Origin of the sequence: Geomonas ferrireducens, from assembly GCF_004917065.1 — a bacterium.
GTDB classification, from domain to species: Bacteria; Desulfobacterota; Desulfuromonadia; order Geobacterales; family Geobacteraceae; genus Geomonas; species Geomonas ferrireducens.
In genome coordinates this window covers 1069878-1095409 of record NZ_SSYA01000002.1, presented here as the reverse complement: position 1 = coordinate 1095409, position 25532 = coordinate 1069878, and the positions used below count along the sequence as shown (strand labels likewise).

Here is a 25532-nt window from a genome sequence, read left to right as displayed (position 1 = left end):
CCGACAGGTTTTCAGCTCCACCCCCTAGCTGCCAGGCCCTTTCTTTTTCCCTAAACCCTTTCTTCTTTCATGCGCCTGAGTTCGGTGACGCAGTGGTACGGGATCGCCATCGTGCCGCGGCCGGTACCCATGCTGATCCCTTCCTCGATGCCGTGGTAATCGGACCCGCCGGTCCAGATCAGCCCTTTCTTCTCGGCATAACTCCGTAAAAACCAGCTTTCCTGCTCGCTGCAGACGTTGTTGAAGGCTTCCACGCCGGAAAGCCCCATTGCGCTCAGTTCGTCGATGATACGGGAGAGGGTGTCGCGGTCGTTGGTTATCGTGGTGGGATGCGCCAGGATGGCGATGCCGCCCAGACGCTGGACCGTAGCGAGCGCCTCCTCCATCGGGAAGTAGCGCTTCGGGACGTCGCAGGGAAGGAGATAACGCACGAAGGCGTCCTGCATGTCGCGCACGTACCCCTTGTGCATCAGCACCTGCGCTATGTGCGGGCGCCCCAGCGCGCCACCGGCGAGAGCGGCGGCTTCGGCGCTCGAGATGGGTTTTCTACCTTCGGTAGCGAGCTTCTCGTTGATCCTGTTGACGATGGCGTCGCCGCGCGCCTCCCTGCGGTCCCTGAACTCCTGCAGGATCTCCTGGAGTTGCCGGTCGCGATGGTCGAGCAGGTAGCCCAGAAGGTGGACGTCCTTGAAGGAGCCGTAGGCGACGGAGAATTCCAGCGCGGGGAGCACTTCTATCCCCGCGGCGGCGCCGGCGGCGAGCGCCTCGTCGATGCCCTCCACGGTGTCGTGGTCGGCGAGTGCGATCGCCTTAAGGCCAAGTCCCTTGGCCATGGCCACCAGTTCGGCAGGGGTGCGCACGCCGTCGGAGTAAGTTGAGTGAAGGTGAAGGTCTACCAGATCGTTCATGAGGGTCTCCCGGATTTAATCAGTAGGTCATTATAGGGGTTTCTCTCTTTTGTGCAACCGCTAAGGGACACTTAGCAGTTGCCTTGGACCGGTCCATCTTGTATAACGAAGCATTGCGTTTTTCACAATAAAAGCAGAGGTGTTCGTGGCAAAGACAAAAGGTATGGCGGGGGCGTTTTTTGCCCTGTCGACGTTCATCATCGGCGGGCTCATGACCTTCACCGGGCTGGGGCTTATCGCCTTCATGAAGTACAAGGATCTCATGGGTCTTGGAGAGGGGCGCAGCATCGGTATTCTCCTTGTCTGTGTGGGGCTCATCGCCTCCATCCTCGGGGTGCTTGTGATGCGCATCGTGAACAACAGGATCTGACATGCGTGACGAGCAGATCCACGAGGCCATAGCGATACTGAACGAGGCGGTCAAGGCCTGGGTCAGTCCTGCCGTGACCATCGTGGCTACCCAGGGGCGCGATCCCTTCAAGGTGCTCGTCTCCTGTATCCTTTCCCTGAGGACCCGTGACCAGACAACGGCCGAGGCATCCTCGCGGCTCTTCGCTCTGGCCGATACGCCACAAATGATGGTGCATCTGACCGTCGCAGAGATCGAGCAGGCGATCTACCCGGTCGGTTTCTACCGGGTGAAAGCGGAACAGATACTCGCCATCTCTAAAACACTCTGCGATCTGTACCAGGGTGTGGTACCCGATGACCTGGAAACGCTGCTCACCTTCAAGGGAGTGGGGCGTAAGACCGCTAACCTGGTAATCACTTTGGGCTTTGGCAAGCCCGGCATCTGTGTGGACATTCACGTGCACCGCATCTGCAACCGCTGGGGGTACGTGAAAACAAACACGCCGGAGCAGACCGAATTCGCCCTGAGAAAGAAGCTGCCTGACCAATATTGGATCATAATCAACGATCTTTTGGTCACTTTCGGGCAGAACCTGTGCACCCCGGTCTCACCGCGCTGTTCCACCTGTCCGCTGTACCAGTTGTGCGACAGGGTGGGTGTCAGTAAATCAAGATAAAACAGTGTTGCAGAAATTCGCTCATTGAGTATAATGGGGCCTTGAGTTTTGCCGCTGAACGAGAAATGCTATCCGCTGGTTTAGCACGCCAGCCACTCTGGGGGGATTATGCTTAAGAAGATAGGTTTTGTGGGTCTGGGCACCGTCGGTGTTCACATGGCAGCCAATCTTGCCAAGTCGGACTACCAGTTAACGGTGTTTGACCAGGACGCCAATGCCATGGCCGAACTGGCGAAACTGGGAGTGAAAGTCGGCGATTCCCCTGCTGCCACCGCCAAGGGGCAGGACCTGGTCATCGTCATCGTTCCTGAGAGCAAGTTCCTGGTTTTCGGCGAGAACGGGGTGCTGGACGGCATCGATCCCGGCACGATCCTCGTCGACATGGGCACCCACTGCCTGGAGACCATAGAGCGTATGGCCGAGGAGGCCAAGAAGCGCCGCGTCATGTTCCTCGAGGCGCCGGTTTGGGGGAGCAAGGAGCACGCCGCCAACGGTCTGCTCACCATCCTGGCCGGAGGAGACGAGGCGCTCCTCGGGCGCTGCCGCGAGCCGTTCTCTTACTTCGGGCTCAACATCATTCACATCGGGAAGATCGGTGACGCCACCCGGATGAAGCTGATCGTGAACCTGCTGCAGGCCGAGATGATGCAGTCTCTCTCCGAGGGACTCGTCTTCGGCGAGAAGATGGGGTTCAAGCCGGACAAGATCCTCGAGGTGCTAGACTCCGGCGGGGTCGCCTCGCCGCTGTTCCACTCCAAGGGACGCTCCATCGCGCGCGGCGATTTCAGCCGCAACCTCGCCCTCAAGTACGTGCACTCCCAGATGCTGCGCGTGCTCGAGATGGCCGACAAGCTCGAGCTCGACCTTCCGGCGGCGAAGACCGTCGCCGGGATCTACGAGCAGGCCGTCAATGACGGCAGGGGTGAGGAAGATTTCTCCGCCATCGTGAAGCTGCTGCGCAGGTAGTTTTCAGGAAAATAAAGGTTTCAGCCAAAGAGGCATCCCTTAAGGGGGATGCCTCTTTTTTTGTGCCACTTTTCGCTTTCAAATGTTCTTCAAAGTTAATTTCGAGGCGGTAAACATTGCATCACGTTCCCCCCTTTGCGAAGGGGGGACAGGGGGATTTGCTTCGGTCAGTCAACAAATGCCTGATGTATGGAAAGAAATGAAAAATAATTGTGTGTACAAAAAAGTTGCGACTACGGTAAAAATACATATTCGCATGTTTTACGATGTTAAAAAGTTTGTTTAGCGCATGCTTATCGACAAGTATTAGCCTACCTGTGCTAAGCTATTTCATGCAGTAGTCGTGATACAGCACTGAATAACCTTATCATGTTTAACTAGTTCAGTGCCAACAGGAGAAATATGGGAAGCACTAGAAACAAGAGGCTCATATTGGTGATGTTGTCGCTTGGCATTCTAACCTTAGCCGGCTACGGCATCTATGCCTGGCAGTCACACGGTGACAGAAGTAAACAGATCAGTTACACCGCCTTCATGCAGAAGGTGAACGCAGGCAGTATCGCAAGAGCCAGCATCGAGGGCGAAGAGATTACCGCCGACGCTAAAAGCGGTGAGAAGTACCGGCTATTTGTTCCGGCAGGAGCCAACTTGCCTGACCTGCTCATCGCGAAGAAGGTAGATCTTACGTCAACCCCTGCCTCAGGCGGACCGAAATGGTTCGAAATCGGTTTTTTCATCGCCATCGCCGTCTTCCTAATCGTTGTACTGAGACGCTTTACCGGCATGGGGAGAAGCCGCGCCAGGATGATCGACTATGCCGAGTCTGGGACGCGCTTTTCCGACGTGGCGGGTGCCGATGAGGCCAAGGTCGAGCTCCTGGACACGGTTGAATTCCTCAAGGACCCGAAGAAGTTCTCCCTGCTGGGTGGCAAAATGCCTACCGGTGTCCTGCTTGTCGGCCCTCCGGGCACTGGCAAGACTCTCATCGCCCGCGCCGTCGCAGGGGAGGCGGACGTTCCCTTTTTCTCCATTTCCGGCTCCGAGTTCGTCGAGATGTACGTCGGCGTGGGGGCCTCCCGCGTTAGGGATCTCTTTGCCCAGGCCAAAAAGGCGGCGCCCTGCATCGTCTTCATCGACGAGATCGACGCCGTCGGTCGCAAGCGCGATGCTGCGGTGGGTGGTGGGGCAAGCGACGAGCGCGACCAGACCCTGAACCAGCTCCTCGTGGAGATGGACGGGTTTGAGGTCAATTCCGGCATCGTGGTGTTGGCCGCGACGAACCGACCGGAAATCCTCGACGCCGCACTGCTGCGCTCCGGCCGCTTCGACCGTCAGGTGACCGTGGGGTCCCCGGACATCAGGGGACGCGAGGCGATCCTGAAGGTGCACGCGAAGAACGTCCCGCTGCACGAAGAAGTCGACCTGATGGTGATCGCTCGGGGAACCCCCGGCTTTTCGGGTGCGGACCTCGCCAACGTCGTGAACGAGGCGGCCATTATGGCAGCCCGCTCAAACAAGGAGCAGGTCGAGATGATCGACTTCGACCTTGCTAAGGACAAAGTCCTAATGGGGGCCGAGAAAAAGTCGATGGTTCTGTCGGACAAGTCGAAGCTTTCCACGGCGTACCACGAGGCCGGGCACGTGCTGGTTGCGAAGCTCACCCCCGGCTGCGATCCGGTGCACAAGGTAACCATCATCCCGCGGGGTCGCGCCATGGGGGTGACGGTTCAGATCCCCGAGGACGACATCTACTGCTACACCAAAGAGATGCTGGTGGCCCATCTGAAGGTGCTTATGGGCGGACGCGCCGCGGAGGAGTTGATCTACAGCACGACCACCACCGGCGCGGGGAACGACCTGGCCAGGGCGACCGACACCGCGCGCAAGATGGTCTGCGAGTGGGGGATGTCGCGGGCCTTCGGTCCGGTGGCTTTCGGGCATAACGAAAGCGCAGAGCCGGGAGCAAAGAAAGGTTTCAGCGACGTCACCGCCCTCGAGATCGACAACGAGATCCGTTCCATCGTCACCGGCTGCTACTCCGATGTGATGGCCCTCTTGATGGAGAACATGGACGTCCTTGAGCGATTGTCCAGGGAACTGTTCGCGAAGGAAACGATGGATTCCGCAGAGATCGACGCCATTCTAGGATTGCCTGAGGTGGAGGATGATGCAGGCATGGCAGCCGCATGAATTTTTTCCCGGCCGAAGGTTCAACCTTCGGCGCTGGGAATTTACTCGCGCGGCTGGAGGTTCAACCTTCGGCGTTTTGAATTTACTCGCGCGGCTGGAGGTTCAACCTTCAGCGTTTTGAATTTACTCGCGCGGCTGGAGGTTCAACCTTCAGCGTTTTGAATTTACTCGCGCGGCTGGAGGTTCAACCTTCAGCGTTTTGAATTTACTCGCACGGCTGGAGGTTCAACCTTCAGCGTTTTGAATTTACTCGCGCGGCTGGAGGTTCAACCTTCAGCGTTTTGAATTTACTCGCGCGGCCGGAGGTTCAACCTTCTGCGTTTTGAATTTACTCCCGCGGCCGGAGGCCCAATCTTTTGGGGGTTGAATTTACTGTAGCAACGTAAGCCTGAACCGCCGCCACCCCAACCATCAAAATCTTGCAGAGTGCAGCGGTAAATGCTATGTAGTAGCCGGGTTCCCCGCCCCCGTTTAATACATAGGAGCAACCGATGACCAACAACGATGTCTTTCGCAGACTGCGCTATGCACTGAACCTCAATACCCAGGCCGTGATCGAGGCTTTCCGGCTTTCGGGCACTAAGATGGGGCAGTCCGACATCACAAGCTTGGTCAAGAAGGAAGAGGAGGAAGGCTTCCGCGAGTGCAGCGATGAAGTGCTCGAGGCTTTCCTGGACGGGCTGATCGCGTTGAAACGCGGCAAGCGGGAAGGGGAGACAGCGACGCCGCTCACGGCACAACTGACCAATAACGACACCCTGAAGAAGATCCGCATCGCCCTGGCCCTCAAGGAAGACGAGATGCTCGCGATCTTCAAGCTTGCGAAGTTCCCTGTTTCCAAGCCCGAGTTGAGTGCGGTGTTTCGCGCCAAGGGACATGAGAACTACAAGCCGTGCGGCGATCAGATGCTTCGGAATTTTCTGAAGGGGCTCACGATGAAGTACCGTGAAGGGGTGCAGCAGTAGAAGGTTCTGGGAGGTGCGCTTGGAGCATCACGAAAGCCAACCGGCCGCCGATCGGGCCGATGCTGCAGAAGTTGTAGATCCGGTTCAACTGGCTTCGGGGCTTGCCGCTGTGCGCAAGCGTCGCATGTGCCTTTGGGGCGTACTCATCGTTTACCTTCCGGCCATGTGGGCCACCCAAAAGATCACCCACTCCTTCAGCGGCTCCATGCCGGTCTTCTTCCTCTGGTTCGTCCTGCTGCTCTGGGCCATGGCCTATTCCGCCACGGCCCGCTGCCCCCGTTGCAAAAACTACTTTCACATGCACGGCATGATGCTTTTGTATCTGCGTAAGTGCCTGCACTGCCAACTGCCGCTCAACGCCGATAAAACTCCTCGCTGATCCCGTTACTGCTTCCCCTGAGGTGCAGGCTGTACCTGCAGCCGCGCCGCCTCCCGTTCCTGCGCCGTCATCTCATACGCGGCCTTCGCCTTCGTCACGGCGGTCATCGCCTGGTTCAGCGCGTACGAGAGGCTTTCCCCGTCCGTTTCACCCTTTCGAATGAACATGGCCATGTCCCGTACCCCCTGCTCGGTTAGGTGCCTTGAGAGATGCATCTTAACGGCGGTAAGATCCGATTCGAACGCCCGGTACGCACGCTGCACATGCGCGCTCTGCTCCGCTATCGGCTCGAAGGCGTCGCCCAGGATGAGCGTGGGCATTTGTGCGCTTCTTGAGAGCCTGGGATAACGGCACTGCCCGGCTGATGCCTCGGCCTCCACGAGATAGGAATTCCCGCGGTAGATGAGACCACCGGCGTTTTGTGTCAACCGGTTCCCCGCACCCTCCATCAGGTTTAGCTTCGCAGTAAAGGATTTATACGCAGCGGGAAGATCGGCCTGGTCCGCGAAAAGCAACTCCTCGAGCGCCTGGCGGGTGTCCTTGGTCTTCATCTGCGCGTACGTCAGGTCGTCCTGAACGTTTTGCAGCGACGCCGTCTTCGGTGCGGTCCAGTTCTTCCAGTTTGCGCATCCTGCGAGCCACAGAATCGCGGCGGCTGATATGATGCGAACCGTTAAAGTACGGAGGTTTTGTTGTCTCATGGCAGGCTCCTGTTATGATGTTCGACTGGTAAATGGTACTGAAAGGTATGGGACTGTCAACGGCCAGGCGGTGTGTCAGGAAGTGAGGTCGGGGCATGATGGTCTGAAGGAATCTGTTTTTGGTACAATACGACATGACTCATTCAGGTAGTCAGTGAAGGTGCAGATGTCTCGAACATCAATGAAAGTCGACGTTGCATGGCAACGGACGGTTGGAGGAGACAATGAAAAGATACCTGTTCGCATTGATGATGACACTGGTAGCGCAAAATGCCGCTGCCGGAGTGGTAGGCAAGACCGTTGAATACCGCCAGGGGGATACCGTGCTGGAGGGGTACCTGGCCTATGACGATTCCATCAAGGAAAAGCGTCCGGGAGTACTGGTGATCCACGAATGGATGGGCGTAGGGCCATACGAAAAGATGCGGGCCGAGCAGCTCGCAAAGCTCGGCTATGTAGCCTTTGCGGCAGACATCTACGGCAAGGGGGTACGTCCGGCCACTCCAGACGCTGCCGCCAAGGAGGCGGGTAAATACCGCGGCGACGACCGGAGCCTGATCCGGGCAAGGGGTGCTGCGGGCCTTGAGAAACTGGCGAGTTTCCCCCAGGTTGATCGCAAGCGTCTGGCGGTAATCGGCTATTGCTTCGGCGGCACCGCGGCCCTTGAGCTTGCGCGCAGCGGAGCGGACCTGTTAGGGACGGTCAGCTTTCACGGCGGGCTTAGTACACCTAACCCGTCCGATGCACGCAACATAAAAGGTAAAGTGCTGGCGCTGCACGGGGCGGACGACCCCTATGTGAAGCCCGACGAGGTGGCGGCGTTCCAGAAGGAGATGCACGACGCCAAGGTCGACTGGCAGATGAACTACTACGGCAACGCCGTGCACAGCTTCAGCAATCCCAAGTCAGGCAACGACAACAGCAAAGGTGTCGCCTACAACGAAAAGGCGGACCGGCGTTCATGGGAGGCGATGAAGCTTTTCTTCAACGAGATCTTCGGAGGTAAATAGGTTCTTCAGGGAATTCCGGGGGGACCGAAGAGTAGCTGCCGACGAAGTGCAACATAGGGCCCAACGTTTCCCCCTTTGCGAAGGGGGGGCAGGGGGGATTTGCCTTGGTCGGACCATACATGCTCCTGCTGACGCGCCCCTTGCGTACAGTGCATTAAATAATGACACTTGCAGAGCAGCCACTTCGGTCTCTTCCTTGAGGAAATCAACTGTGGGGCAAAAGCAAATCCCCCCGTCCCCCCTTCGCAAAGGGGGGGGGCTCGAGGGCACCTTCGACGGTTCGTGGTACCTGCGGTACCTCCCGGCCCGCCTGGAAGAGCCCAGGGATGAACCTTGGCTGGGATACCGCGAACTGCGGCAGAAGTTGCCGGGTTAGAGAGCTTGACTTGTCCCCGCGGGCGGCGGTATACCTGTGCAATTCCTTTTCGCCGGAGCCCGCATGACCGTTCGCTTCATCCACACCTCCGACATCCACCTCGGCAAGACCTATCGCGGCTCCGGCTGCGATGCCCAGCGCTACCAGGACTTCTTCGCGACCTTCGCCGGGATCGTGGCGGACGCGCTACGCGAGCGGGTCGATTTCGTCCTGATCGGTGGCGACCTGTTCCACACCGGCCAGATCCTCCCCAAGACCTTCGCCAAGACCATTGAAATATTGCAGCCCCTGAAGGATGCCGGCATCCCCTGCATCGCCGTCGAAGGAAACCACGACTGGATCCACCGCCGCGACAGCGTCTCGTGGATGGAAGCGCTCTCGCAACTGGGCTACATAAGGCTCTTGCGCCCTTCGCGGAGCGCCGACGGCGGCTACCTTTTCGATCCCTTCGATCCGGAGGAGGGGTGCGGCGGGCATATCGAGGCGGGCGGGGTCAATATCTACGGCCTTGGCTACATCGGCTCGCAGGCAGGCAACCACATCGCCCGCATCTGCGACGCGGTTGCCACGAAGAGGAACATCCTGCTCTTCCACGTCGGCGTATGGACCTATTCCCCGGTGGAGATCGGCAACATAAAGCCTGAGGAGGCGCTGCCGCTTTCGGAGTGCTTCGATTACGTGGCGCTTGGGCACGGGCACAAGCCTTACATCGTGAACGACGCGCAGGGGCGCCCGTACGCCTTCAACCCAGGTTCGCCCGACTGCGTGAACTTCGGCGAGGAGCGTTACGACAAGGGGTATTACGTGGTTGCGCTGGAGCCGGGCGGGAAGGTGCAGCACGAGTTCCGGCGCACCTCGCCGCGCCCGATGCTGGTCGTCACCGCTAATCTGGACGGCGCCGCCAACGCCACGGACGCCCTGGAGCGTTTCAAGGTGGAGATGGCAGGGAAATTAAGCGGATGCGCCGATGAAAGGTCTCCGCTCATCGAGGTGCGTCTGGCCGGAAAGGTCGGCTTCCACCCGTTCGAATTGAGCCGCGACCGTTTGCGCGCGTCCCTGTGCGAGGTCTGCGAGCCGCTCCACCTGGAGATAAAGAACCACCTTTCCCTGGTTGCCGGAGGGGGAGGGGAGGAGAAGGTAAAGAAGAGTCTCGCCGAGATCGAGCGGGACGTGCTTGGTGAACTGATCGGCGCCAACAGTCAGTACCAGGGGCGCGTTGAGGAGCTTACGCGCCTGAGCCTCGCGCTGCGCGACCTGGTGTTGAAGGGGGACGTGGAAGGCGAGGAACTACTGAGTCTTCTTTCTTCTGGAGGTGAGCCGTGCGCATAGTCTCGGTCCATCTCAGGAACATCAAGTCGCACCGTGACAAGGAACTCTCCTTCTCACCGGGGATCAACGTCCTCTCTGGTGCCAACGGCTCTGGCAAGAGCACCATCTTCGAGGCGATCGGCTACGCACTATTCGGCGTGGACGCGAAGGATTTCGTCTCCAATGCGGAACGCTTCCTTACCATCGGCGCCAAGCGCGGAGAGATCGGCGTCGTTTTCGAAACGGCGCCCGGGGAGCTGTACCGTGTGACGCGTACCGTCGGGAGCGCCGGTAAGTGGCTGCTCGCAAAAGAGGTCGGCGGGGAGTTCGAGGTTGAAGAGCACGCCAACATGGAGGAGACCGAGGCACGGATCACGAAGCTGCTCGGCCTCTCCGCGGGGCGTCCGCTCTCCGAGCAGTTCAAGCTGGTGATCGGCCCCTTTCAGAACGACTTCCTCGGGCCGTTCGTCATCAAACAGCCGGCCAAGCGACAGGACGCCTTCGACGAGATCCTTGGCATCGACGCCTGGCGCAAAACACAGGATAAGACCAAGGTTTTGACCAGCACCATTAAGGCAAAACTTGATGTGCTGCAGGCCGAAGTGGACAGCAGGTCCGAGCAGGTTGCCGTGCTCCCGGCCAAGGAAGAAGAACTGGCCGCCTTGCGGATGCAGGGAGAGGCGAAGAAGGCCGAGCTTGAACTTAAGAATGTGGAACTTGAGCGGGCAACGACTCTGCTCAACACCCTTGAGTCGAAAAAGGAACAGATCCAGTCGGTCCAGCAGGAGGTGCAGGGGCTCGAGGAGCGCGCCGAATCCGGCAAGAACTACGTATCGAACCAGCAACTACTGGTGGAACAGTCCAAACAGGCTGCGGCGCTAGTTGCTGCGGCGGCTGCCGGGAAGCATGGGTACGATGCCGCCGAGGCGAGGCTGAAGGAGCTGCGCGAGCAGGAACAGAAGAAGCACCAGTTGGAAAGAAAGCTCACCGATCTCGAGAAGGAACAGGGAAGCGCTCAGGCGATGCTGGTGGCGGAGAGCCGTGAGCTCGTGCTTGCCCGCGCCTCGATGGACGAGGAGCTGAAGAGCCTCACGGCGGAGAAGGAATCCCTCGCTGCTGCCCTGGCGGAGCAGAAGAAGCTCGCGGCAGTTGCCGCACAGGGGCTGGCCGACGCGGAGCGGAGCAGGGTGCTCTTCCGTGAACTCCCCGTGCACAACGTGGAGACCACGCTGCCGTACCTGAACGTTGCCCTAAGCCGGATCGAGGAGATCGACAGGCAGATCGAGGAGCGGCAAAAGCTGCTGGCCGGGAGCGAAGCGCTTAAGGCCGAGGCGGAAAAGCTTGCCGAACGAAGGACCCGGTTGGAGGAGCTGCAGGCGCAGCGCTCCGAGCTGGCCGGACGCAAGCTTTCCCTCGTCGAAGGACGCGAGAAGATCGGTGCGGGAGAGTGCCCCTTCTTCCTGGAGCCGTGTCAGAACCTGAACGGCGCCGACCCGGCCGGACTCTTTGACGCCCGTATCGCCGCTCTCGACGAGCAGATCGCGGGGCTCGATGGCGAGGCGGCCGAACTGGCGACCCAGGTCAGTGCCGCCCAGCAGGCTGAGCGCGAACTTGTCGCCATGAAGCAGGTGCATCTGGAACTGACCAAGGCCGAGCGGGAACGGGCGAAGCAGGAGGAGGAATTCGGCCGCAACTACGCCCGTATCGCCGTCCCCTCACTTCGAGCGCCGCTTGAAGAGTGGCTCGCAACTGCTGGACTTGGAGACGTTTGCTCCATTGAATTGCCGCTTGTGGACCTCGACCTTGCGGCGGCTCCGCAGTTGCGCCGGGACGCGCTGTCCCGAACGACTGACGGCTGGCAGCGCGTTGTTGCCGGGTTGGAAACGGCCCTGGAAGAGCGCGTCAAGCTGGCCGGAGAGCCGGTGCAGGAATCCGCCAGCAAGCTCGCCGCCCTCTCCGCAGGGTGCGAGGCGCTGGAGAAAAGGGAGCGCGCTCTCGACGGTGCACGGGAACAGGCGGCGCAGCGCGAGCAGTCCATCGCGCGTCACAACGCCCGGCTTTCCGCGCTGCAAACCGAGCTCGGCGCCAGGAAGACGGAGCTTGCCGCTTTCGCAGACGTGGAGCGTGGCGTAAAGGAAGCGGAGGATGAGCTGGTACGCTTCCAACCGGAGCGCGATCGTTACATAGCGAACCAGAAGTCCGCCGAAGAGTTGGTAAAACGCCAGGAAACGCTAGAGAAATACCAGGCGCGCCTGAAAGAGATAGCTTCCGACCTTGCCGTGAAACAGGCGGAGCTCGGCAAGCTCGTGGCCGGCTACCTGCCGGAGCAGCACGAGGCGGCAAAGAACGAGCGCGAACAGCTCGTGATGACGGCGACAAGGCTAACGTCCGAGATCGGCTCCATCGCCAACGACGTCACCCGCCTCGAGGGAGAAACCGCGCTTTTACGTGCCGTCGCCGCCGAGATCGAGCAGAAGCTCGCCGATATTGCGAAGCTCAAGGAGCAGGGCGACCTCGTTAAGTTCATGCGCAACCAGGTGTTCAAGAACGTCTCGGCCCAGCTCTCCGAGCGCTTCCGGGAAGAGATCAGCTTCCGCGCCGACCGGATCTATCGCAGCATCTGCGAGTCCGACGAGGAGCTTCTCTGGGGCGACAACTACCAGATCGTATTGAAGGATATGGTGGACGGTGCCATGAGGGAGCGTACCGACGACCAGCTTTCGGGGGGGCAGATGATGAGCGCGGTGGTCGCCTTGCGCCTGGCCCTTTTGCAAACCATCGGCGCGCGCATCGCCTTTTTCGACGAACCTACCTCGAACCTCGACGCGGAGCGGCGCGAGAACCTGGCGAAGGCGTTCCGGGCCATCGACGTCGGGCAGGAAGAGGTGACCGAGCACTGGTATGACCAGCTCTTCCTGGTGAGCCATGACGTAAGCTTCACCGAAATCACGGATCAGACGATACAGCTCGATTAAGACAAGGATCTTATTCAATGACCGACAGGCACAAGGGGGCATGGTTCATCGCGGTTTCGGCTGCGGGTTTTGCCACGCTCGGCATCCTCATAAAAAGCGCCTTCACCGGCGGCGCCAACATCAGCACCGTTCTGGCAGGAAGGTTCCTGATCGCGGGGCTCTTTCTTTTCGGCATCCTCCGCGCCCGCGGCATCGACTGCCGCCTGGACAAAAAAGTTGCCTTCCAGCTCATCCTGATGGGAGCCGTCGGCTACGGCGGCATGTCCGGGCTTTACGCGAACGCGATTCACTACCTTCCCGCTTCGCTCACGGGGATGCTCCTTTACACCTATCCTGCGCTCGTCACCGTGCTCGCGCTTGTCGTTGGCGAGGAACGCTTCAACGGCACCAAGGGGGTCGCGCTCGTAGTCTGCTCGGTAGGTCTCGTGCTGTTGCTGGGTGCGTCGTTCGACGGTGCGCAACTTGCCGGTGTGCTTTCGGTGTTGGGGGCGGCGGTGATCTACAGCTGCTACATCATCATCGGTAACCGGATACTCAAGAACATTGACCCCATGGTCACTTCGCTCTGGGTCTGCACCGCCGCCGGGCTCGCCTTTTTGTGCTACGGCGCCGCCAAAGGCGAAATCATCCTGGAACTCACCTCGCAGGGATGGCTTTCCATCCTCGGCATCGCTATCTTCCCGACCCTTTTGGGTGTCATGGGATTCTTCGCGGGGCTGCGCCTGGTCGGCGCGACCAATGCCTCCATCATCAGTATGCTCGAGCCGCTCATCACCGTGCTACTATCCGCGGTTTTGCTCGGGGAACGGGTGACCGCGCTGCAGGGGTTCGGTGGGGCCGTGCTCCTCTTCGGCGGACTCATCCTACAATTGTGGGGGCACGAGGCGCGGCACGAGACGGTGACGGAGGTTTAGGGACAGACAAGGCAAATCCCCCCTGTCCCCCCTTCGCAAAGGGGGGGACGTTGCGTCTCTTGCAGCGCTTCGTTGGCAGATGCACTCCTTGTTCCACGAGATTCCCTGATTACTGTGCAAAGCGTAGTAAAGGCAGGAGTGGGCGGGGCCGCTTCCAATCGCCTGCTATCGTTGACTTTCCGATACCGATCTGCTAGAGACATAGGGCTTGTAGCTAACACGGTTTAAAGGACGTCATGGACCAGTTCTTCATAAAGTTGTCCATCATGCTGGTCCCGGGTCTAATGGCAATCACCTGTCACGAGGTATCCCACGGCTTCATCGCAGACAAGTTCGGCGACAGCACCGCGAGATCCCTGGGGCGCCTGACGCTCAACCCGCTCAAGCACCTGGATATCCTCGGCACCATCATGATCTTCGTCATCGGGATCGGCTGGGCCAAACCGGTGCCGGTCAACTTCAACAACCTGCGCCATCCCAAGCGCGACATGATCTGGGTCGCCGCCGCGGGGCCGATTACCAACTTCTGCCTGGCGACCCTCTCGGCCTTTCTGATGCGCGGTCTGATCGCGGCTACCCAGGAGGTCCCCGCGGGGAGCATGATCGCTGCCTTCGTGGATCCGGTTACCTTGATGCTCGCCTTCTCGGTGTACATCAACCTGCTGCTCGGCATTTTCAACCTGATCCCGGTGCCGCCGCTGGACGGCGGGAGGGTGGCGGTCGGCCTGCTGCCTTATGGTCCCTCCAACGCGCTTGCCCGGGTTGAGCCGTTCGGCATGATCATCATCATCGCACTGGTGTTCTTCACCGATGCCTTCAGCTACGTCATATCTCCCGCCCTCAGTTTCGGCGTGCACCTTCTGGCAGGTCCTTACTCGAACCTCGTCTTCGGCGTCACCCGGCTCATGATGAGAGGGTAGGCTGGATATAGAAACCAAAAAGGAGTCCGTTTTTATGAGCAACAACCGTATCGTGAGCGGCATGAGACCGACTGGAAAGCTGCACCTCGGGCACTACCACGGGGTTCTGTCCAACTGGATGGAATTGCAGCGCAACTTCGAGTGCTTCTTCTTCGCCGCGGACTGGCATTCCTTGACCACGGAGTACGCCAGCACGGACGGTATCCAGGACAGCATCACCGAGATGGTGCTCGACTGGCTTGCTTTCGGGATCGATCCCGAGCAGAGCGTGATCTTCAAGCAGAGCAGGGTGCCGCAGCACGCGGAACTGAACCTGATCCTCTCCATGATCACCCCGGTCTCCTGGCTTGAGCGCAACCCGACTTACAAGGAGATGCAGGAAAACCTGACCACGAAGGATCTTTCCACCTTCGGTTTCCTCGGCTACCCGGTACTGATGGCCTCTGACATCATCGTGTACAAGGCCGCCCGTGTTCCCGTCGGTCAGGACCAGATCCCGCATCTCGAGATCACCCGCGAGATCGCGCGTCGCTTCAACTACCTCTACGGCGAGGTTTTCCCGGAGCCGGCGGCTCTGCTCACCGAGACCCCGAAGGTGCTCGGGATCGACGGTCGCAAGATGAGCAAGAGCTACGGCAACGCGATCTTCCTCTCCGACGACGCCGAGGAGACCAGGAAAAAGGTCATGTCCATGGTGACCGACACCCTGCGTCCCTTCAAGCGCGACCCCGGCGAGCCGGACCGCTGCGTCGCCTTCACGCTGCACTCCCTCTACGTCGATGCCGACAAGCGCGCTGAGATCGTTGAGGGTTGCCGCGGTGCCCAGCTGGGCTGTGTGGACTGCAAGAAGATCCTTGCGCAGGCCATGGTCGACACCCTGGCGCCGTTCCGCGAGAAGCGCGTGGAGCTTGCCGCTAAGCCGGGTCTCGTGGACGAGGTGCTCGCCGAGGGTAGCCGCAAGGCCGAGGTGGTCGCTCGCCAGACCATGGACGAGGCGAGAGCGGCGCTGAAAGTCTAACGGCTAAGGAAACGTTCAACGTTCAGCGTTCAACGTTCGAGCTGGGCGGTCCTAAATGGCTTGGGGTACCTTGGCTTTCGAGGCTCTTTTTAAAGAAATGACAAGCCACGAGTGGCGCTGCTTAGCAGGATAATCACGGCGAACGTTGAACGTAGAACGTTGAACGGGTTTCAGGAGCCTTTTTGGAAGAGATGCAAAGCAACCTGTTCTCCGACGCACTGGACCAGGCTTACCGGGTGCGTATCGAGGAGTTTGAGGGACCGTTGGACCTCCTGCTCCACCTCATCAAGAAGAACGAGGTGGACATCTACAACATCCCGATTGCTGCCATCACCAGGCAGTACCTCGACTACATGGAGATCATGAAGGAGCTCAACCTCGACATCGCCGGGGAGTTCCTCGTGATGGCGGCTACCCTGCTGCAGATCAAGTCTCGCATGCTCCTCCCGGCTACCCCGGAGGAGGACGGCGAGGCCGAGGTCGAGGACCCGCGCGCCGAACTGGTGCGCCGCCTCCTCGAATACCAGCGCTACCGCGACGCTTCTCAACTGCTCAACTGCCGCAACCTCCTCGGGCGCGAGGTCTTTGCCCGCAAGTTCGACGCTCCGGAGTTCGATGAACTTGAGCCGGTCGAAGAACCGGCGGATGTGGAACTCTTCGAACTGATCGAGGCATTTCAGAAGGTGCTGGCACGCGTCTCGGTTGATACCTTCCACGACGTCGTCGCCGACGGCATCTCAATCGCAGACCGCATCGGCGAGGTGCTCTCGGTGCTCCACGTCGAAAAGACGGTCTCCTTCGACGCGCTTTTCACCACCGGCATGACCCGCGATCTCCTGGTGGTCACCTTCCTCTCCATCCTCGAACTCTGCAAGCTGAAGCTGATCAAGGTGGTGCAGACGGAGAACCGGGGCGCCATCTGGCTGCATCTGGCCGCCAAGGAGGAAGGAGAGGGGGAAGGGACTGAAGCGGAGGGTGAGGTGGCGGCCGAGGAATGTCTGCCTACTGACTGATGGCTTTTGGGATTTTTGGCTTCGTGGCGCAGTTGGATGCTACGGCTACCTAGGCTAAATCCCCCCTGTCCCCCCTTCGCAAAGGGGGGGGACGCTGGGGCCTGCTCACTGCGTCGAGGGAACAGTCATTTCCTCGGAGCTTTCGCTAAAGAGGTATAAGCAACACTTTGGGGCGGATTGTTCCACGATTCGCCCGCTTTTGTCTTAACTTGAACGTACCGGAGGAACCTGGTTGTCCGCTAAGTCGCTCAAATCGATCGTAGAAAGCATCCTTTTCATCCACGACCAGCCGCTCACGCTGGACCGGCTCGCCTCCATCCTTGAGGAATTCGAGCGGGCCGACCTGCGCGCCGCGCTGGACGAGTTGATCGAGGAGTACGAACAGGCGCAGCGCGGCATCGTCCTTATCCAGGTGGCAGGCGGTTACCAGTTGAGAAGCCGCCCGGAGCACGGCGATTACGTCCGCAGGCTCAACAAGACCAAAGGGGTGAAGTTCAGCCAGTCCGCGCTGGAAACGCTCGCCATAGTTGCCTACCGTCAGCCGATCACCCGCGCCGAGGTGGAATACCTGCGCGGCGTCGACTCGGGCGGGGTGATGAAGAGCCTCCTGGAGAAAAAACTATTGCGCATCATGGGGAAGAAGGACGTCCCGGGGAAGCCGCTCATCTACGGTACGAGCCGCGAATTCCTCGAACTCTTCGGACTCAAGGACCTGAACCAGCTCCCGACACTCAAGGAGATCCAGGAGCTCGTACCGCCGGATCCTTTCGCGGACCAGCCTGCGCTTCCGCTTGAGTCCGTTGAAGAGGAGCCCTTGCCGGGTTAAAATATCCCCTGGCTCGCTGTTCATGAGCACTTCCAACAAGGAGGCTGGTATGGTACGGCAACCTGCTGTGGCCGGGAAGTTCTACACCGGCGATCCGGACCGGCTCCGCGAGGAGCTCTCCGCCATGGTGCCGCAGTGGGAGGCGCAAAGCGCCCTCGGCATCATCGCTCCCCACGCGGGATACGTCTATTCCGGCAAGGTGGCCGGGAAGGTGTATGCCGCCGTTCGCATCCCCGACACCGTCCTCGTCCTGGGCCCCAACCACACCGGCGCGGGGAGCGCCGCGGCACTCTCCCCGGACACGGAGTGGCTTACGCCGCTTGGTACCGTCCCCGTTAACCGCAGGCTCTCTCAGCTCATCCTCGAACACGCACCGCTTGTCCGCGAGGATGCCCTGGCGCATCGCTTCGAGCACTCCCTCGAGGTCCAGGTTCCCTTCCTGCAGTACCGAAACCCTGGCGTATCCATCGCCGCCATCTGCCTCGCCATCCCGGATTTCCCGTCGATTTCCAGGATCGGCGAAGGAATCGCCAAGGCCATCGCGGCCTACGGCGAAGAGGTCCTCATCGTGGCGAGCTCCGACATGACCCACTTCGAATCGGCGGTGCAGGCAAAGGCGAAGGACGATCTGGCCCTCGCGCAGCTCGCCGACATGAGCCCCGAAGGACTCCTGCGCGTCTGCCGCGACAAGGGGATCACCATGTGCGGCGTCATCCCCGCCGCGGTCATGATGGTCGCCGCGAAGGCCCTCGGGGCCACCTCCTGCCGCCTGGTGCACTACGCCACCAGCGGAGAGGTGAACGGCGACCTGCGCAACGTCGTCGCCTACGCCTCGCTCTTGGTTTCCTGATGGAGGTCATCACCACCCACGTCAACGCCGATTTCGACTGCGTCGGCTCCATGGTCGCGGCGAAGATGCTCTACCCTGACGCGCTCTTAGTCTTCTCCGGCGCGCAGGAGAAAGGGGTGCGTGACTTCTTCCAGAAGGGGCTCCACCCGGAGATATCCTTCGCCCGCATCAAGGATATCGATCTCTCCGCAATCACCCGCCTCATCGTCGTCGACTGCCAGCATTCCTCACGTCTCGCGAAGTTCGGCGAGCTCGCCAAGGCAGGGGGCGTCGAACTGCACATCTACGATCACCATCCGACGAGTTCCGGCGACCTGAACGCCGTCGGCGGCGTGATCCGCCCTTGCGGTTCGACCACCACGATCCTGGGCACCATACTTATGGAGCGCGGGATCGAAGTGACGGCGAGCCAGGCGACCCTGATGATGCTCGGCATCCACGAGGACACCGGCAACCTCACCTTCCCATCGACCACTGCCGAAGACTACGCCGTTGCGTCCTGGCTCCTCGAGCGCGGCGCGCAACTAAACGAGGTCGCCGACTCCATAGGGCGCGAGCTGACCGCGGAGCAGGTGTCGCTTCTGAACACCCTGCTCACCTCCTTGAAGACCAGCTCGCTCAAGGGGGTGGACGTCTCGGTGGCGCACGCCTCGGTGGACCGCTACGTCGGGGACATCGCGCAGCTCGCGCACATGATCCGCGACATGGAGAACCTGCAGGTACTCTTCCTCGTCGTCGGGATGCAGGACCGCGTCTTCGTCATCGCGAGAAGCCGCATCCCCGAGGTGAGGGTAGGGGAGATCCTGAAGGAGTTGGGTGGAGGGGGACACGCGACGGCCGCCTCAGCCACGGTGCGAGGGTTCACCCTCATCCAGGTGCTGGAGCAGTTGGAGGCGGTGCTAAGAAAACGGGTCGATCCGATCCGCGTTGCGCGCAACATCATGTCCTCGCCAGTGAAGACCCTGCCGCCGGACTGCACCATAGAACAGGCGCGCGAACGCCTGGTGCGCTACAACGTGAGCGCCATGCCGGTGGTCTCAGGCGGCGAGGTGGTCGGGATCATTTCGAGAAAGACAGTGGAGAAGGCGCTCTACCACAACCTGAACGGCGTCCCGATCTCGGACTACATGCATTCCGAGTTCTACGTCGCCGCTCCGGACACTCCGATCAGCGAGATACAGAATTACATGGTGGGGGGCGACTCCCGCCTCGTGCCGGTCCTTTCGGACAAGAAACTGCTCGGCGTCATCACGCGTACCGATCTCCTGCGCTACAGCCTCGGCAGCGAGGCGATCTACGACCTGTCGCGCGACGCCATCCAGGTGAAAAACCGCGAGGTGGAGGCGCTGATGAAGAAGGCCCTCCCCAAGCGCTCGGTGCAGATCCTCCATGACCTGGGGAACACCGGAGACATGCTCGACCTCGCGGTGTACGCGGTGGGGGGCTTCGTCCGGGATCTCCTCCTCGGGCAGGAGAACGCCGATCTCGACGTAACCGTCGACGGCGACGGCATCCTCTTTGCCGAGACGTTCGCCGCGTCGCACGGCTGCCGCGTGAAAAGCCACGAGAAGTTCGGTACCGCCGTCATCGTCTTTCCCGACGGCTTCAAGATCGACGTCGCCAGCACACGCCTAGAGTATTACGTCTCCCCAGGCGCCCTCCCCACCGTGGAGCGCTCATCGCTCAAGATGGACCTCTATCGGCGCGACTTCACCGTGAACACCCTCGCCATTTCACTGAACGCCCCGTCCTTCGGAAAGCTGATCGACTACTTCGGTGCCTATCGTGACCTGCAGGCGAAGGTGATCCGGGTGCTGCACAACCTCTCCTTCGTTGAGGACCCGACCCGCGTCTTCCGTGCCATCCGCTTCGAACAGAGGCTCGGCTTCAAGATCGCGAAGCACACCGAGGATCTCATCAAGACGGCGGTGAAGATGGATTTCCTCGTGAAGCTTGGGGGGCGAAGGCTCCTTTCGGAACTGGTTCAGATCCTGAAGGAAAAGGAGCCGATAAACGGCGTCGCCCGCATGGCGTCGCTGGGGCTTTTGCGCTTCATCCATCCCGGCCTCGAACTTACCCCCGAACTGCAGGGGGCGCTGGAAGAGGTGCGCTACGTGGTCTCCTGGTTCGATCTCCTCTATCTGGAGCGTCCCTACGAGCGCTGGGCCGTCTATTTCCTCGCCCTCTGCGAGCGGCTTGCCCAGGAGCAGTTCCTCGATACCTGCACCAGGCTCGCGGTAAGTGAGCACTACAGGGAGCGTCTCGCCGAGATGCGCCGCCAGGGCGAGGAGCTCGTGGGGCCGATGGAGCGCAAGCTCGCGCGCGGGGAGCAGGTGGAGAACAGTGAGATTTACTTCACCCTGCGCGGGCTCCCCGTCGAGATCCTCCTGTACCAGATGGCGAAGAGCAGCAGCTCAGAGGTAAAACGCTGCATCTCTCTTTACTTCACCAAACTGCACGGCACGCGTCCCCTTTTGAAGGGCGAGGACCTGAAGCAACTCGGCGTGAAGCCCGGCCCGCTTTTCCGCGAGGTGCTCGACGTCGTGTTGAGCGCGAGGCTCAACGGAAAGGTCTCCAGTAAGGAAGACGAAACCGCATTGGTCCGCAAACTCCTCTCCTGATTGTGGCTTTTTTGCCACACCGCCGCCTTTTCACCATATTCTGTTATCTCACCGTTAAATAACGGTTCTCACTTGGGGCGTAGGCCCGGAGTGTTGCATCATTAGCACATTAAGACTAATTGGGCCCTTTTATCCCTGGGGTGCCTGAGTGGCTGTTGGTGCGGATTTGTGTCGCAGAAACAGCGCTTTGCCGATGAAGTAGTTCTGCCGGTGCGCTCCTGGCCCTCTTCTTGCAGAATGTCGGACATTTCGCACCACCTCGAGTAAGGGGATTATATGAAGAGCCTGAAGCGCCTTGTTGTCCTTGTTTTCGCCCTTGTTTTTCTAGCCACTCCCTGTCTCGCCGAAGAAAACGCGATGAAGACCGTGTTCGAGGATGCCCTTTACGGCGGTCTTGCCGGCAGCCTGGTCGGCGCCGCCCTCATGGCCTTCACCAAAAAGCCCGCTGATCACATCCAGAATATAGGCATAGGCGCCGGCGTCGGCGTCCTCGTCGGAGCAAGCTACGGCGCTTTCGCCGCGACGAAATCGCTCGCCGAGTACGAAAACGGCAAGGTCAAGTTCTCCATGCCCACGATCCGCCCGGAGTTCAGGGAAGGAAACGGCGGGCAGACCAACCTCTGCGCAATGGCAGAACTGCTGCGCGGCAAGTTCTAAACCTTTTCACTCTCAGTTGTCTATGGGGAGGCTTATGCCTCCCTTTTTTTATTTTTGCACCAGTATCGTCACTGGGATAAACTACACGGGTTTGCAGCTCTTTCAGGGGGTGCCCTTTGCTGGAGAATGAAACCCGTCCCGACCTTTTGTCCTACACCGACTCCATGCTCACCTGGGTGAGCGGACGCGGACGCATCCTCATCGTCGTACACGACAACCCCGACCCCGATTCGCTCGCCTCTGCCATGGCGCTGCGCCACCTCTTCGCGGTGCGGCTGAACCGCGAGGCTGTGATCGCCTTCTCCGGGATGATCGGCCGCAGTGAAAACCTCGCCATGGCAAAACTGCTGCAGATACCGCTCACCCCGTTTCCGCTCATCGATCTGAAGGCCTTCCAGGTAATCTGCCTCCTGGACACCCAGCCGGGCACCGGCAACAACTCGCTGCCTCGTGAGATGCGTGCCGACATCGTCATCGACCACCACCCCATGCGCGACAACAGCGCCTCCTGCCGCTGGGTCGACATCCGTCCCCACTACGGGACAACGGCGACCATCCTCTACGAGTACCTGAAGGTGCAGGGGGTGTCGCTCGGGACGAAACTCGCCACGGCGCTTTTCTACGCGATAAAGTCCGAGACCCAGGACCTCGGGCGTGAGGCGACGCGCCCGGACCGCGATGCCTACCTGGTGCTCTTCCCGCTCGCCAACAAGACGCTTTTGAACAGCATCACCAGGCCGAACCTCCCGAAGGAGTACTTCATCGCGCTGCACAGCGCCTTAGAACACGCCCAACTTTACGGTGACGTGCTGGTCGCCTCCCTCGACGGTGTGCTCTTCCCGGAGGTCGTCTCCGAACTGGCCGACCTGCTCGTGCGTCTGGAGGGGACCGAGACCGTCCTATGTCTCGGGCATTACAGCAACGAACTGGTTCTCTCCATCAGGACCACCAGCGAGGAGATCAACGCCGGAGAGCTGATCCGAAAGCTCGTGGCCGGCATCGGCACCGCAGGCGGTCACGGCATGATGGCCGGGGGGAAGGTCGATAACGTCACCTCGGCGCGGGTCCCCGAACTGGAGCGGGAACTGACGCGCAGGTTCCTGAACGAACTAGGCCTCACCGACCAGAATCCATTAGCGTTAGTCCCGTAAACCTTTCATGAAACGGGTTGCCAAAGCCCCGTTAAAATGCTAGTAAATACGGTATGTCCGTATTCCTAGATAACGCAGCGACTTCATTCCCGAAACCCGATGCCGTATACCAGGCGATGGACGCGGCCATGCGGGATGTGGGAGTGGCCCCCGGGCGGGGAGGTTACCGCCAGTCGCTCGCGGCGGCACGTATCGTCTTCGAAGCACGCTCCGCACTGGCCCGTTTCTTCGGGGTCCCGGACTCATCCCGTCTCATCTTCACCCACAGCGCCACCGAATCGATCAATATAGCGGTGTTCGGCCTCCTGAAGCCGGGCGATCATGTAGTCTCGACCTGCGTCGAGCACAACGCGCTGGCGCGCCCGCTGCACCTGGCGAAAAAGCGCGGCGTCGAGGTGACCTTCGTCCCCTCAGATCCCTGCGGTATCGTCTCGGAGCGCGACATAGCGCGTGCCATGCGCCCGGACACCAGGCTGGTTGCGCTTGCGCACTGCTCCAACGTGACCGGCGCGGTGCAGCCCATAGCCGAGATCGCCGAGGTCGCACGCATCGGGGGGGCGCTCTTTCTGGTCGATGCCGCACAGAGCGCCGGGTTCTTTCCCATCGACGTGGAATCGATCGGCATAGATCTGCTCGCCGCACCGGGGCACAAGGGGCTTTACGGCCCTCCCGGTACCGGCATCCTTACCGTCGGCGCGGGAATCAACCTTGAGCCGCTGCAGGTAGGTGGGACGGGGGGGAGTGCCAGTACGCCGGAGCCGCCCGAGCAGATGCCGGAGCGCCTGGAGAGCGGCACCATCAATACGCCTGCCATCGCCGGGCTCAAAGCCGGGGTGGAATTCATCGAGGCGACCGGTCTCGAGGTGATCCGCGCAAAGGAGAGCGCCCTGGTCGAGCAGTTGCTGGAAGGGCTGCGCGGCATGCCGGGGGTGCGGCTCTACGGTCCATTGCAGGGGGAGCGGGGCGCCGCGGTCTCCTTCAACGCCGAGGGGTATGATCCCGCCTCGCTTGGCTTCCTGCTCGACTCGACCTACGACATCAGCGTGAGGGTCGGGCTGCACTGCGCGCCGGACGTGCACCGCAGCATCGGCAGCTACCCTGAGGGGACGGTGCGGGTGAGCCCCGGGTTCTTCAATAGCGAAACCGATATAGACTATTTTCTTAGGGCAGTGCGTGAGATAATATCATGAGAAAAATGTCCCCGTAACTAGGGGGACAGGCACCTTTGGAGCCAGTCCCCTGCGGGTGAGCAGCAGGTGTAGAGCAAACCAATAAGTAAGCCGGCCCAGGAGCCGTGGAAGGGGATATTACGAAAAGTTCAGCTTTGTTGGCCAGGGATGAGGAAGCGTTCGATAATTCAGCAGGCAGCAGCGTACAGGGAGTGGATATGAAGAAAATCTATGTTCTCGACACCAACGTGCTTCTGTACGACCCGCAAGCTCTCACCAGGTTCGAAGACAACTCCATCATCATCCCGATTACGGTGATCGAGGAGATCGACCGCTTCAAAAAGGACATGAACGAGACCGGCCGCAACGCCCGCCACGTCTCCCGTCTCATGGACGCCTTCAGGAAGGAGGGGTCGCTCTCCCAGGGGATCGCGCTTGAGAGCGGCGGCACCCTGAGGATCGAGATCTACGAAGAGAAGGTGATGAAGCGCCTTCCTCCAGAGTTGCGCGAGGAGCGCGGCGACAACCGCATCCTTGCCGTGGCCGTCGACCTGATGGAAACCCAGAAGGATATGCCGGTCATCCTGGTCACCAAGGACACCAACCTGCGCATCAAGGCGGACGCGCTCGGTCTCAACGCCGAGGATTACGAGTCCGACAAGGTCGCCATCGAGGATCTCTACAACGGTTCCGCCACCCTCGAGGTGGGGGGAGATCTCATCGACCGCTTCTACGGGCAGGGGTGGCTGGAGATGGACGGCGACTACTACCCGAACCAGTACCTGCTCCTTACCGAGAAAGGTAACGCCCAGCACAGCGCCGTCGGCCGCTACGATGCCGTCGCACGCCGCATGGTGCCGCTCGCAAAACTCGACAAGGAAGGGGTCTGGAGCGTGTTCCCGCGCAACCTGGAGCAGTCCTTTGCCCTCGACGCGCTTTTGGACGACAACATCAAGATCGTCACCCTGGTAGGCAAGGCGGGCACCGGCAAGACCCTACTCGCCATCGCGGCCGGCCTGCAAAAGACCGCCGAGGAGAACGTCTACACGCGCCTCTTGGTTTCCCGCCCGGTCTTCCCGATGGGGCGCGACTTGGGTTTCCTCCCGGGCGACATCGAGGAGAAGCTCACCCCCTGGATGCAGCCGATTTTCGACAACGTCGAACTGCTCTTGACCGGGCACGAGGGGGAGAAGCGGCACAGCAAGGGGTACAAGGAGCTCATGGCGATGGGGATCCTCGACATCGAGCCGCTCACCTACATCAGGGGGCGTTCCATTCCGAACCAGTACATGATCGTCGACGAGGCGCAGAACCTGACCCCGCACGAGATCAAGACCATCGTGACCCGCGCCGGCGAAGGGACCAAGATCATCCTGACCGGCGACCCGTACCAGATCGACAACCCTTACGTGGATGCCGAAAGCAACGGCCTCACCTACGTGGTCGAACGCCTGAAGGAACAGTCGATCTCCAGTCACATCACCATGACAAAGGGTGAGCGCAGCGAGCTCGCGGAACTGGCGGCGAACCTTTTGTAAGACAGCTAACCACCCGGAATCAGGAGACCAAAAAGGGGGCACGCTTCAG

Annotated in this window: 22 protein-coding genes; 20 read left to right on the top strand and 2 right to left on the bottom strand. The window is 60.4% G+C overall.

Going from position 1 to position 25532, the window contains the following annotated elements; translation table 11 throughout:
* Nucleotides 1-50: 50 nt before the first annotated feature.
* Nucleotides 51-908 carry a PHP domain-containing protein gene (locus tag E8L22_RS13595; RefSeq protein WP_136525683.1) on the bottom strand — a complete coding sequence of 286 codons (858 nt, stop codon included), beginning with the start codon at nucleotides 906-908 and terminating at the stop codon, nucleotides 51-53.
* A 145-nt stretch (nucleotides 909-1053) separates the two neighbouring features.
* On the opposite strand from E8L22_RS13595, the gene E8L22_RS13590 reads away from it, so the two are divergent.
* The 6 genes from E8L22_RS13590 (at nucleotide 1054) to E8L22_RS13565 (ending at nucleotide 6436) form a co-directional block, all read left to right on the top strand.
* Nucleotides 1054-1278: a hypothetical protein gene (locus E8L22_RS13590; RefSeq protein WP_136525682.1), complete on the top strand. Its 225-nt coding sequence runs from the start codon at nucleotides 1054-1056 to the stop codon at nucleotides 1276-1278.
* Nucleotide 1279: 1 nt separating this feature from the next.
* Complete coding sequence (locus E8L22_RS13585; protein WP_136525681.1) at nucleotides 1280-1936, top strand: endonuclease III domain-containing protein; 657 nt, start codon at nucleotides 1280-1282, stop codon at nucleotides 1934-1936.
* A gap of 108 nt (nucleotides 1937-2044) precedes the next feature.
* Nucleotides 2045-2902 (top strand): NAD(P)-dependent oxidoreductase, encoded by an 858-nt coding sequence (locus E8L22_RS13580; protein ID WP_136525680.1) that lies wholly within the window; start codon nucleotides 2045-2047, stop codon nucleotides 2900-2902.
* Between the two features lie 402 nt (nucleotides 2903-3304).
* Nucleotides 3305-5092 (top strand): ATP-dependent zinc metalloprotease FtsH, encoded by a 1788-nt coding sequence (gene ftsH, locus E8L22_RS13575; protein WP_136525679.1) that lies wholly within the window; start codon nucleotides 3305-3307, stop codon nucleotides 5090-5092.
* A gap of 491 nt (nucleotides 5093-5583) precedes the next feature.
* Nucleotides 5584-6057: a YehS family protein gene (locus E8L22_RS13570; protein WP_136525678.1), complete on the top strand. Its 474-nt coding sequence runs from the start codon at nucleotides 5584-5586 to the stop codon at nucleotides 6055-6057.
* A 19-nt stretch (nucleotides 6058-6076) separates the two neighbouring features.
* On the top strand, nucleotides 6077-6436 hold the full coding sequence (locus E8L22_RS13565) for a hypothetical protein (RefSeq protein WP_136525677.1): 360 nt from the start codon (nucleotides 6077-6079) through the stop codon (nucleotides 6434-6436).
* 5 nt (nucleotides 6437-6441) lie between these two features.
* On the opposite strand, the gene E8L22_RS13560 is transcribed toward E8L22_RS13565, so the two are convergent.
* On the bottom strand, nucleotides 6442-7137 hold the full coding sequence (locus tag E8L22_RS13560) for a hypothetical protein (RefSeq protein WP_136525676.1): 696 nt from the start codon (nucleotides 7135-7137) through the stop codon (nucleotides 6442-6444).
* Between the two features lie 224 nt (nucleotides 7138-7361).
* Here E8L22_RS13560 and E8L22_RS13555 point away from each other — a divergent pair, with 224 nt between their 5' ends.
* From E8L22_RS13555 to E8L22_RS13485, 14 genes are all read left to right on the top strand, one after another.
* On the top strand, nucleotides 7362-8147 hold the full coding sequence (locus tag E8L22_RS13555; protein ID WP_136525675.1) for a dienelactone hydrolase family protein: 786 nt from the start codon (nucleotides 7362-7364) through the stop codon (nucleotides 8145-8147).
* 439 nt (nucleotides 8148-8586) lie between these two features.
* Nucleotides 8587-9852, top strand: coding sequence for a metallophosphoesterase family protein (locus E8L22_RS13550; protein ID WP_136525674.1), 1266 nt, complete (start codon nucleotides 8587-8589; stop codon nucleotides 9850-9852).
* Nucleotides 9843-12806 carry an AAA family ATPase gene (locus E8L22_RS13545; RefSeq protein ID WP_136525673.1) on the top strand — a complete coding sequence of 988 codons (2964 nt, stop codon included), beginning with the start codon at nucleotides 9843-9845 and terminating at the stop codon, nucleotides 12804-12806. Before E8L22_RS13550 ends, E8L22_RS13545 begins: the two co-directional genes overlap by 10 nt.
* Before the next feature lie 17 nt (nucleotides 12807-12823).
* Complete coding sequence (locus E8L22_RS13540) at nucleotides 12824-13720, top strand: DMT family transporter (RefSeq protein WP_136525672.1); 897 nt, start codon at nucleotides 12824-12826, stop codon at nucleotides 13718-13720.
* Nucleotides 13721-13956: 236 nt separating this feature from the next.
* On the top strand, nucleotides 13957-14640 hold the full coding sequence (locus E8L22_RS13530; RefSeq protein ID WP_136525671.1) for a site-2 protease family protein: 684 nt from the start codon (nucleotides 13957-13959) through the stop codon (nucleotides 14638-14640).
* A 34-nt stretch (nucleotides 14641-14674) separates the two neighbouring features.
* A complete protein-coding gene (trpS, locus tag E8L22_RS13525) occupies nucleotides 14675-15658 on the top strand; it encodes a tryptophan--tRNA ligase (RefSeq protein WP_136525670.1) in 984 nt (327 codons plus the stop codon).
* Nucleotides 15659-15849: 191 nt separating this feature from the next.
* Nucleotides 15850-16671, top strand: a complete 822-nt coding sequence (locus tag E8L22_RS13520) for a segregation and condensation protein A (RefSeq protein WP_136526106.1) — start codon at nucleotides 15850-15852, stop codon at nucleotides 16669-16671.
* A gap of 232 nt (nucleotides 16672-16903) precedes the next feature.
* The gene (gene scpB, locus E8L22_RS13515) at nucleotides 16904-17497 is read left to right on the top strand and encodes an SMC-Scp complex subunit ScpB (protein ID WP_136525669.1); all 594 of its coding nucleotides are present in this window, start codon (nucleotides 16904-16906) and stop codon (nucleotides 17495-17497) included.
* A 49-nt stretch (nucleotides 17498-17546) separates the two neighbouring features.
* Nucleotides 17547-18347, top strand: coding sequence for an AmmeMemoRadiSam system protein B (gene amrB / locus E8L22_RS13510; protein WP_136525668.1), 801 nt, complete (start codon nucleotides 17547-17549; stop codon nucleotides 18345-18347).
* A complete protein-coding gene (locus tag E8L22_RS13505) occupies nucleotides 18347-20968 on the top strand; it encodes an A-adding tRNA nucleotidyltransferase (RefSeq protein WP_136525667.1) in 2622 nt (873 codons plus the stop codon). Before amrB ends, E8L22_RS13505 begins: the two co-directional genes overlap by 1 nt.
* 276 nt (nucleotides 20969-21244) lie before the next feature.
* On the top strand, nucleotides 21245-21625 hold the full coding sequence (locus tag E8L22_RS13500) for a hypothetical protein (RefSeq protein ID WP_136525666.1): 381 nt from the start codon (nucleotides 21245-21247) through the stop codon (nucleotides 21623-21625).
* Between the two features lie 116 nt (nucleotides 21626-21741).
* On the top strand, nucleotides 21742-22776 hold the full coding sequence (locus E8L22_RS13495; RefSeq protein WP_281282971.1) for a DHH family phosphoesterase: 1035 nt from the start codon (nucleotides 21742-21744) through the stop codon (nucleotides 22774-22776).
* 53 nt (nucleotides 22777-22829) lie between these two features.
* The gene (locus E8L22_RS13490) at nucleotides 22830-23966 is read left to right on the top strand and encodes an aminotransferase class V-fold PLP-dependent enzyme (protein WP_136525665.1); all 1137 of its coding nucleotides are present in this window, start codon (nucleotides 22830-22832) and stop codon (nucleotides 23964-23966) included.
* A 197-nt stretch (nucleotides 23967-24163) separates the two neighbouring features.
* Nucleotides 24164-25483 carry a PhoH family protein gene (locus E8L22_RS13485; RefSeq protein ID WP_136525664.1) on the top strand — a complete coding sequence of 440 codons (1320 nt, stop codon included), beginning with the start codon at nucleotides 24164-24166 and terminating at the stop codon, nucleotides 25481-25483.
* Nucleotides 25484-25532 lie beyond the last annotated feature (49 nt).

What these genes read in the sequence shown, in the direction of transcription:
- amrB (WP_136525668.1), top strand. Translation starts at nt 17,547, where the DNA reads ATGGTACGGCAACCTGCTGTGGCCGGGAAGTTCTACACCGGCGATCCG.
- E8L22_RS13555 (WP_136525675.1), top strand. Translation starts at nt 7,362, where the DNA reads ATGAAAAGATACCTGTTCGCATTGATGATGACACTGGTAGCGCAAAAT.
- E8L22_RS13485 (WP_136525664.1), top strand. Translation starts at nt 24,164, where the DNA reads ATGAAGAAAATCTATGTTCTCGACACCAACGTGCTTCTGTACGACCCG.
- E8L22_RS13570 (WP_136525678.1), top strand. Translation starts at nt 5,584, where the DNA reads ATGACCAACAACGATGTCTTTCGCAGACTGCGCTATGCACTGAACCTC.
- E8L22_RS13520 (WP_136526106.1), top strand. Translation starts at nt 15,850, where the DNA reads ATGCAAAGCAACCTGTTCTCCGACGCACTGGACCAGGCTTACCGGGTG.
- ftsH (WP_136525679.1), top strand. Translation starts at nt 3,305, where the DNA reads ATGGGAAGCACTAGAAACAAGAGGCTCATATTGGTGATGTTGTCGCTT.
- E8L22_RS13550 (WP_136525674.1), top strand. Translation starts at nt 8,587, where the DNA reads ATGACCGTTCGCTTCATCCACACCTCCGACATCCACCTCGGCAAGACC.
- E8L22_RS13505 (WP_136525667.1), top strand. Translation starts at nt 18,347, where the DNA reads ATGGAGGTCATCACCACCCACGTCAACGCCGATTTCGACTGCGTCGGC.
- E8L22_RS13530 (WP_136525671.1), top strand. Translation starts at nt 13,957, where the DNA reads ATGGACCAGTTCTTCATAAAGTTGTCCATCATGCTGGTCCCGGGTCTA.
- E8L22_RS13595 (WP_136525683.1), bottom strand. Translation starts at nt 908, where the DNA reads ATGAACGATCTGGTAGACCTTCACCTTCACTCAACTTACTCCGACGGC.
- E8L22_RS13585 (WP_136525681.1), top strand. Translation starts at nt 1,280, where the DNA reads ATGCGTGACGAGCAGATCCACGAGGCCATAGCGATACTGAACGAGGCG.
- E8L22_RS13500 (WP_136525666.1), top strand. Translation starts at nt 21,245, where the DNA reads ATGAAGAGCCTGAAGCGCCTTGTTGTCCTTGTTTTCGCCCTTGTTTTT.
- trpS (WP_136525670.1), top strand. Translation starts at nt 14,675, where the DNA reads ATGAGCAACAACCGTATCGTGAGCGGCATGAGACCGACTGGAAAGCTG.
- E8L22_RS13560 (WP_136525676.1), bottom strand. Translation starts at nt 7,137, where the DNA reads ATGAGACAACAAAACCTCCGTACTTTAACGGTTCGCATCATATCAGCC.
- E8L22_RS13490 (WP_136525665.1), top strand. Translation starts at nt 22,830, where the DNA reads ATGTCCGTATTCCTAGATAACGCAGCGACTTCATTCCCGAAACCCGAT.
- E8L22_RS13540 (WP_136525672.1), top strand. Translation starts at nt 12,824, where the DNA reads ATGACCGACAGGCACAAGGGGGCATGGTTCATCGCGGTTTCGGCTGCG.
- E8L22_RS13580 (WP_136525680.1), top strand. Translation starts at nt 2,045, where the DNA reads ATGCTTAAGAAGATAGGTTTTGTGGGTCTGGGCACCGTCGGTGTTCAC.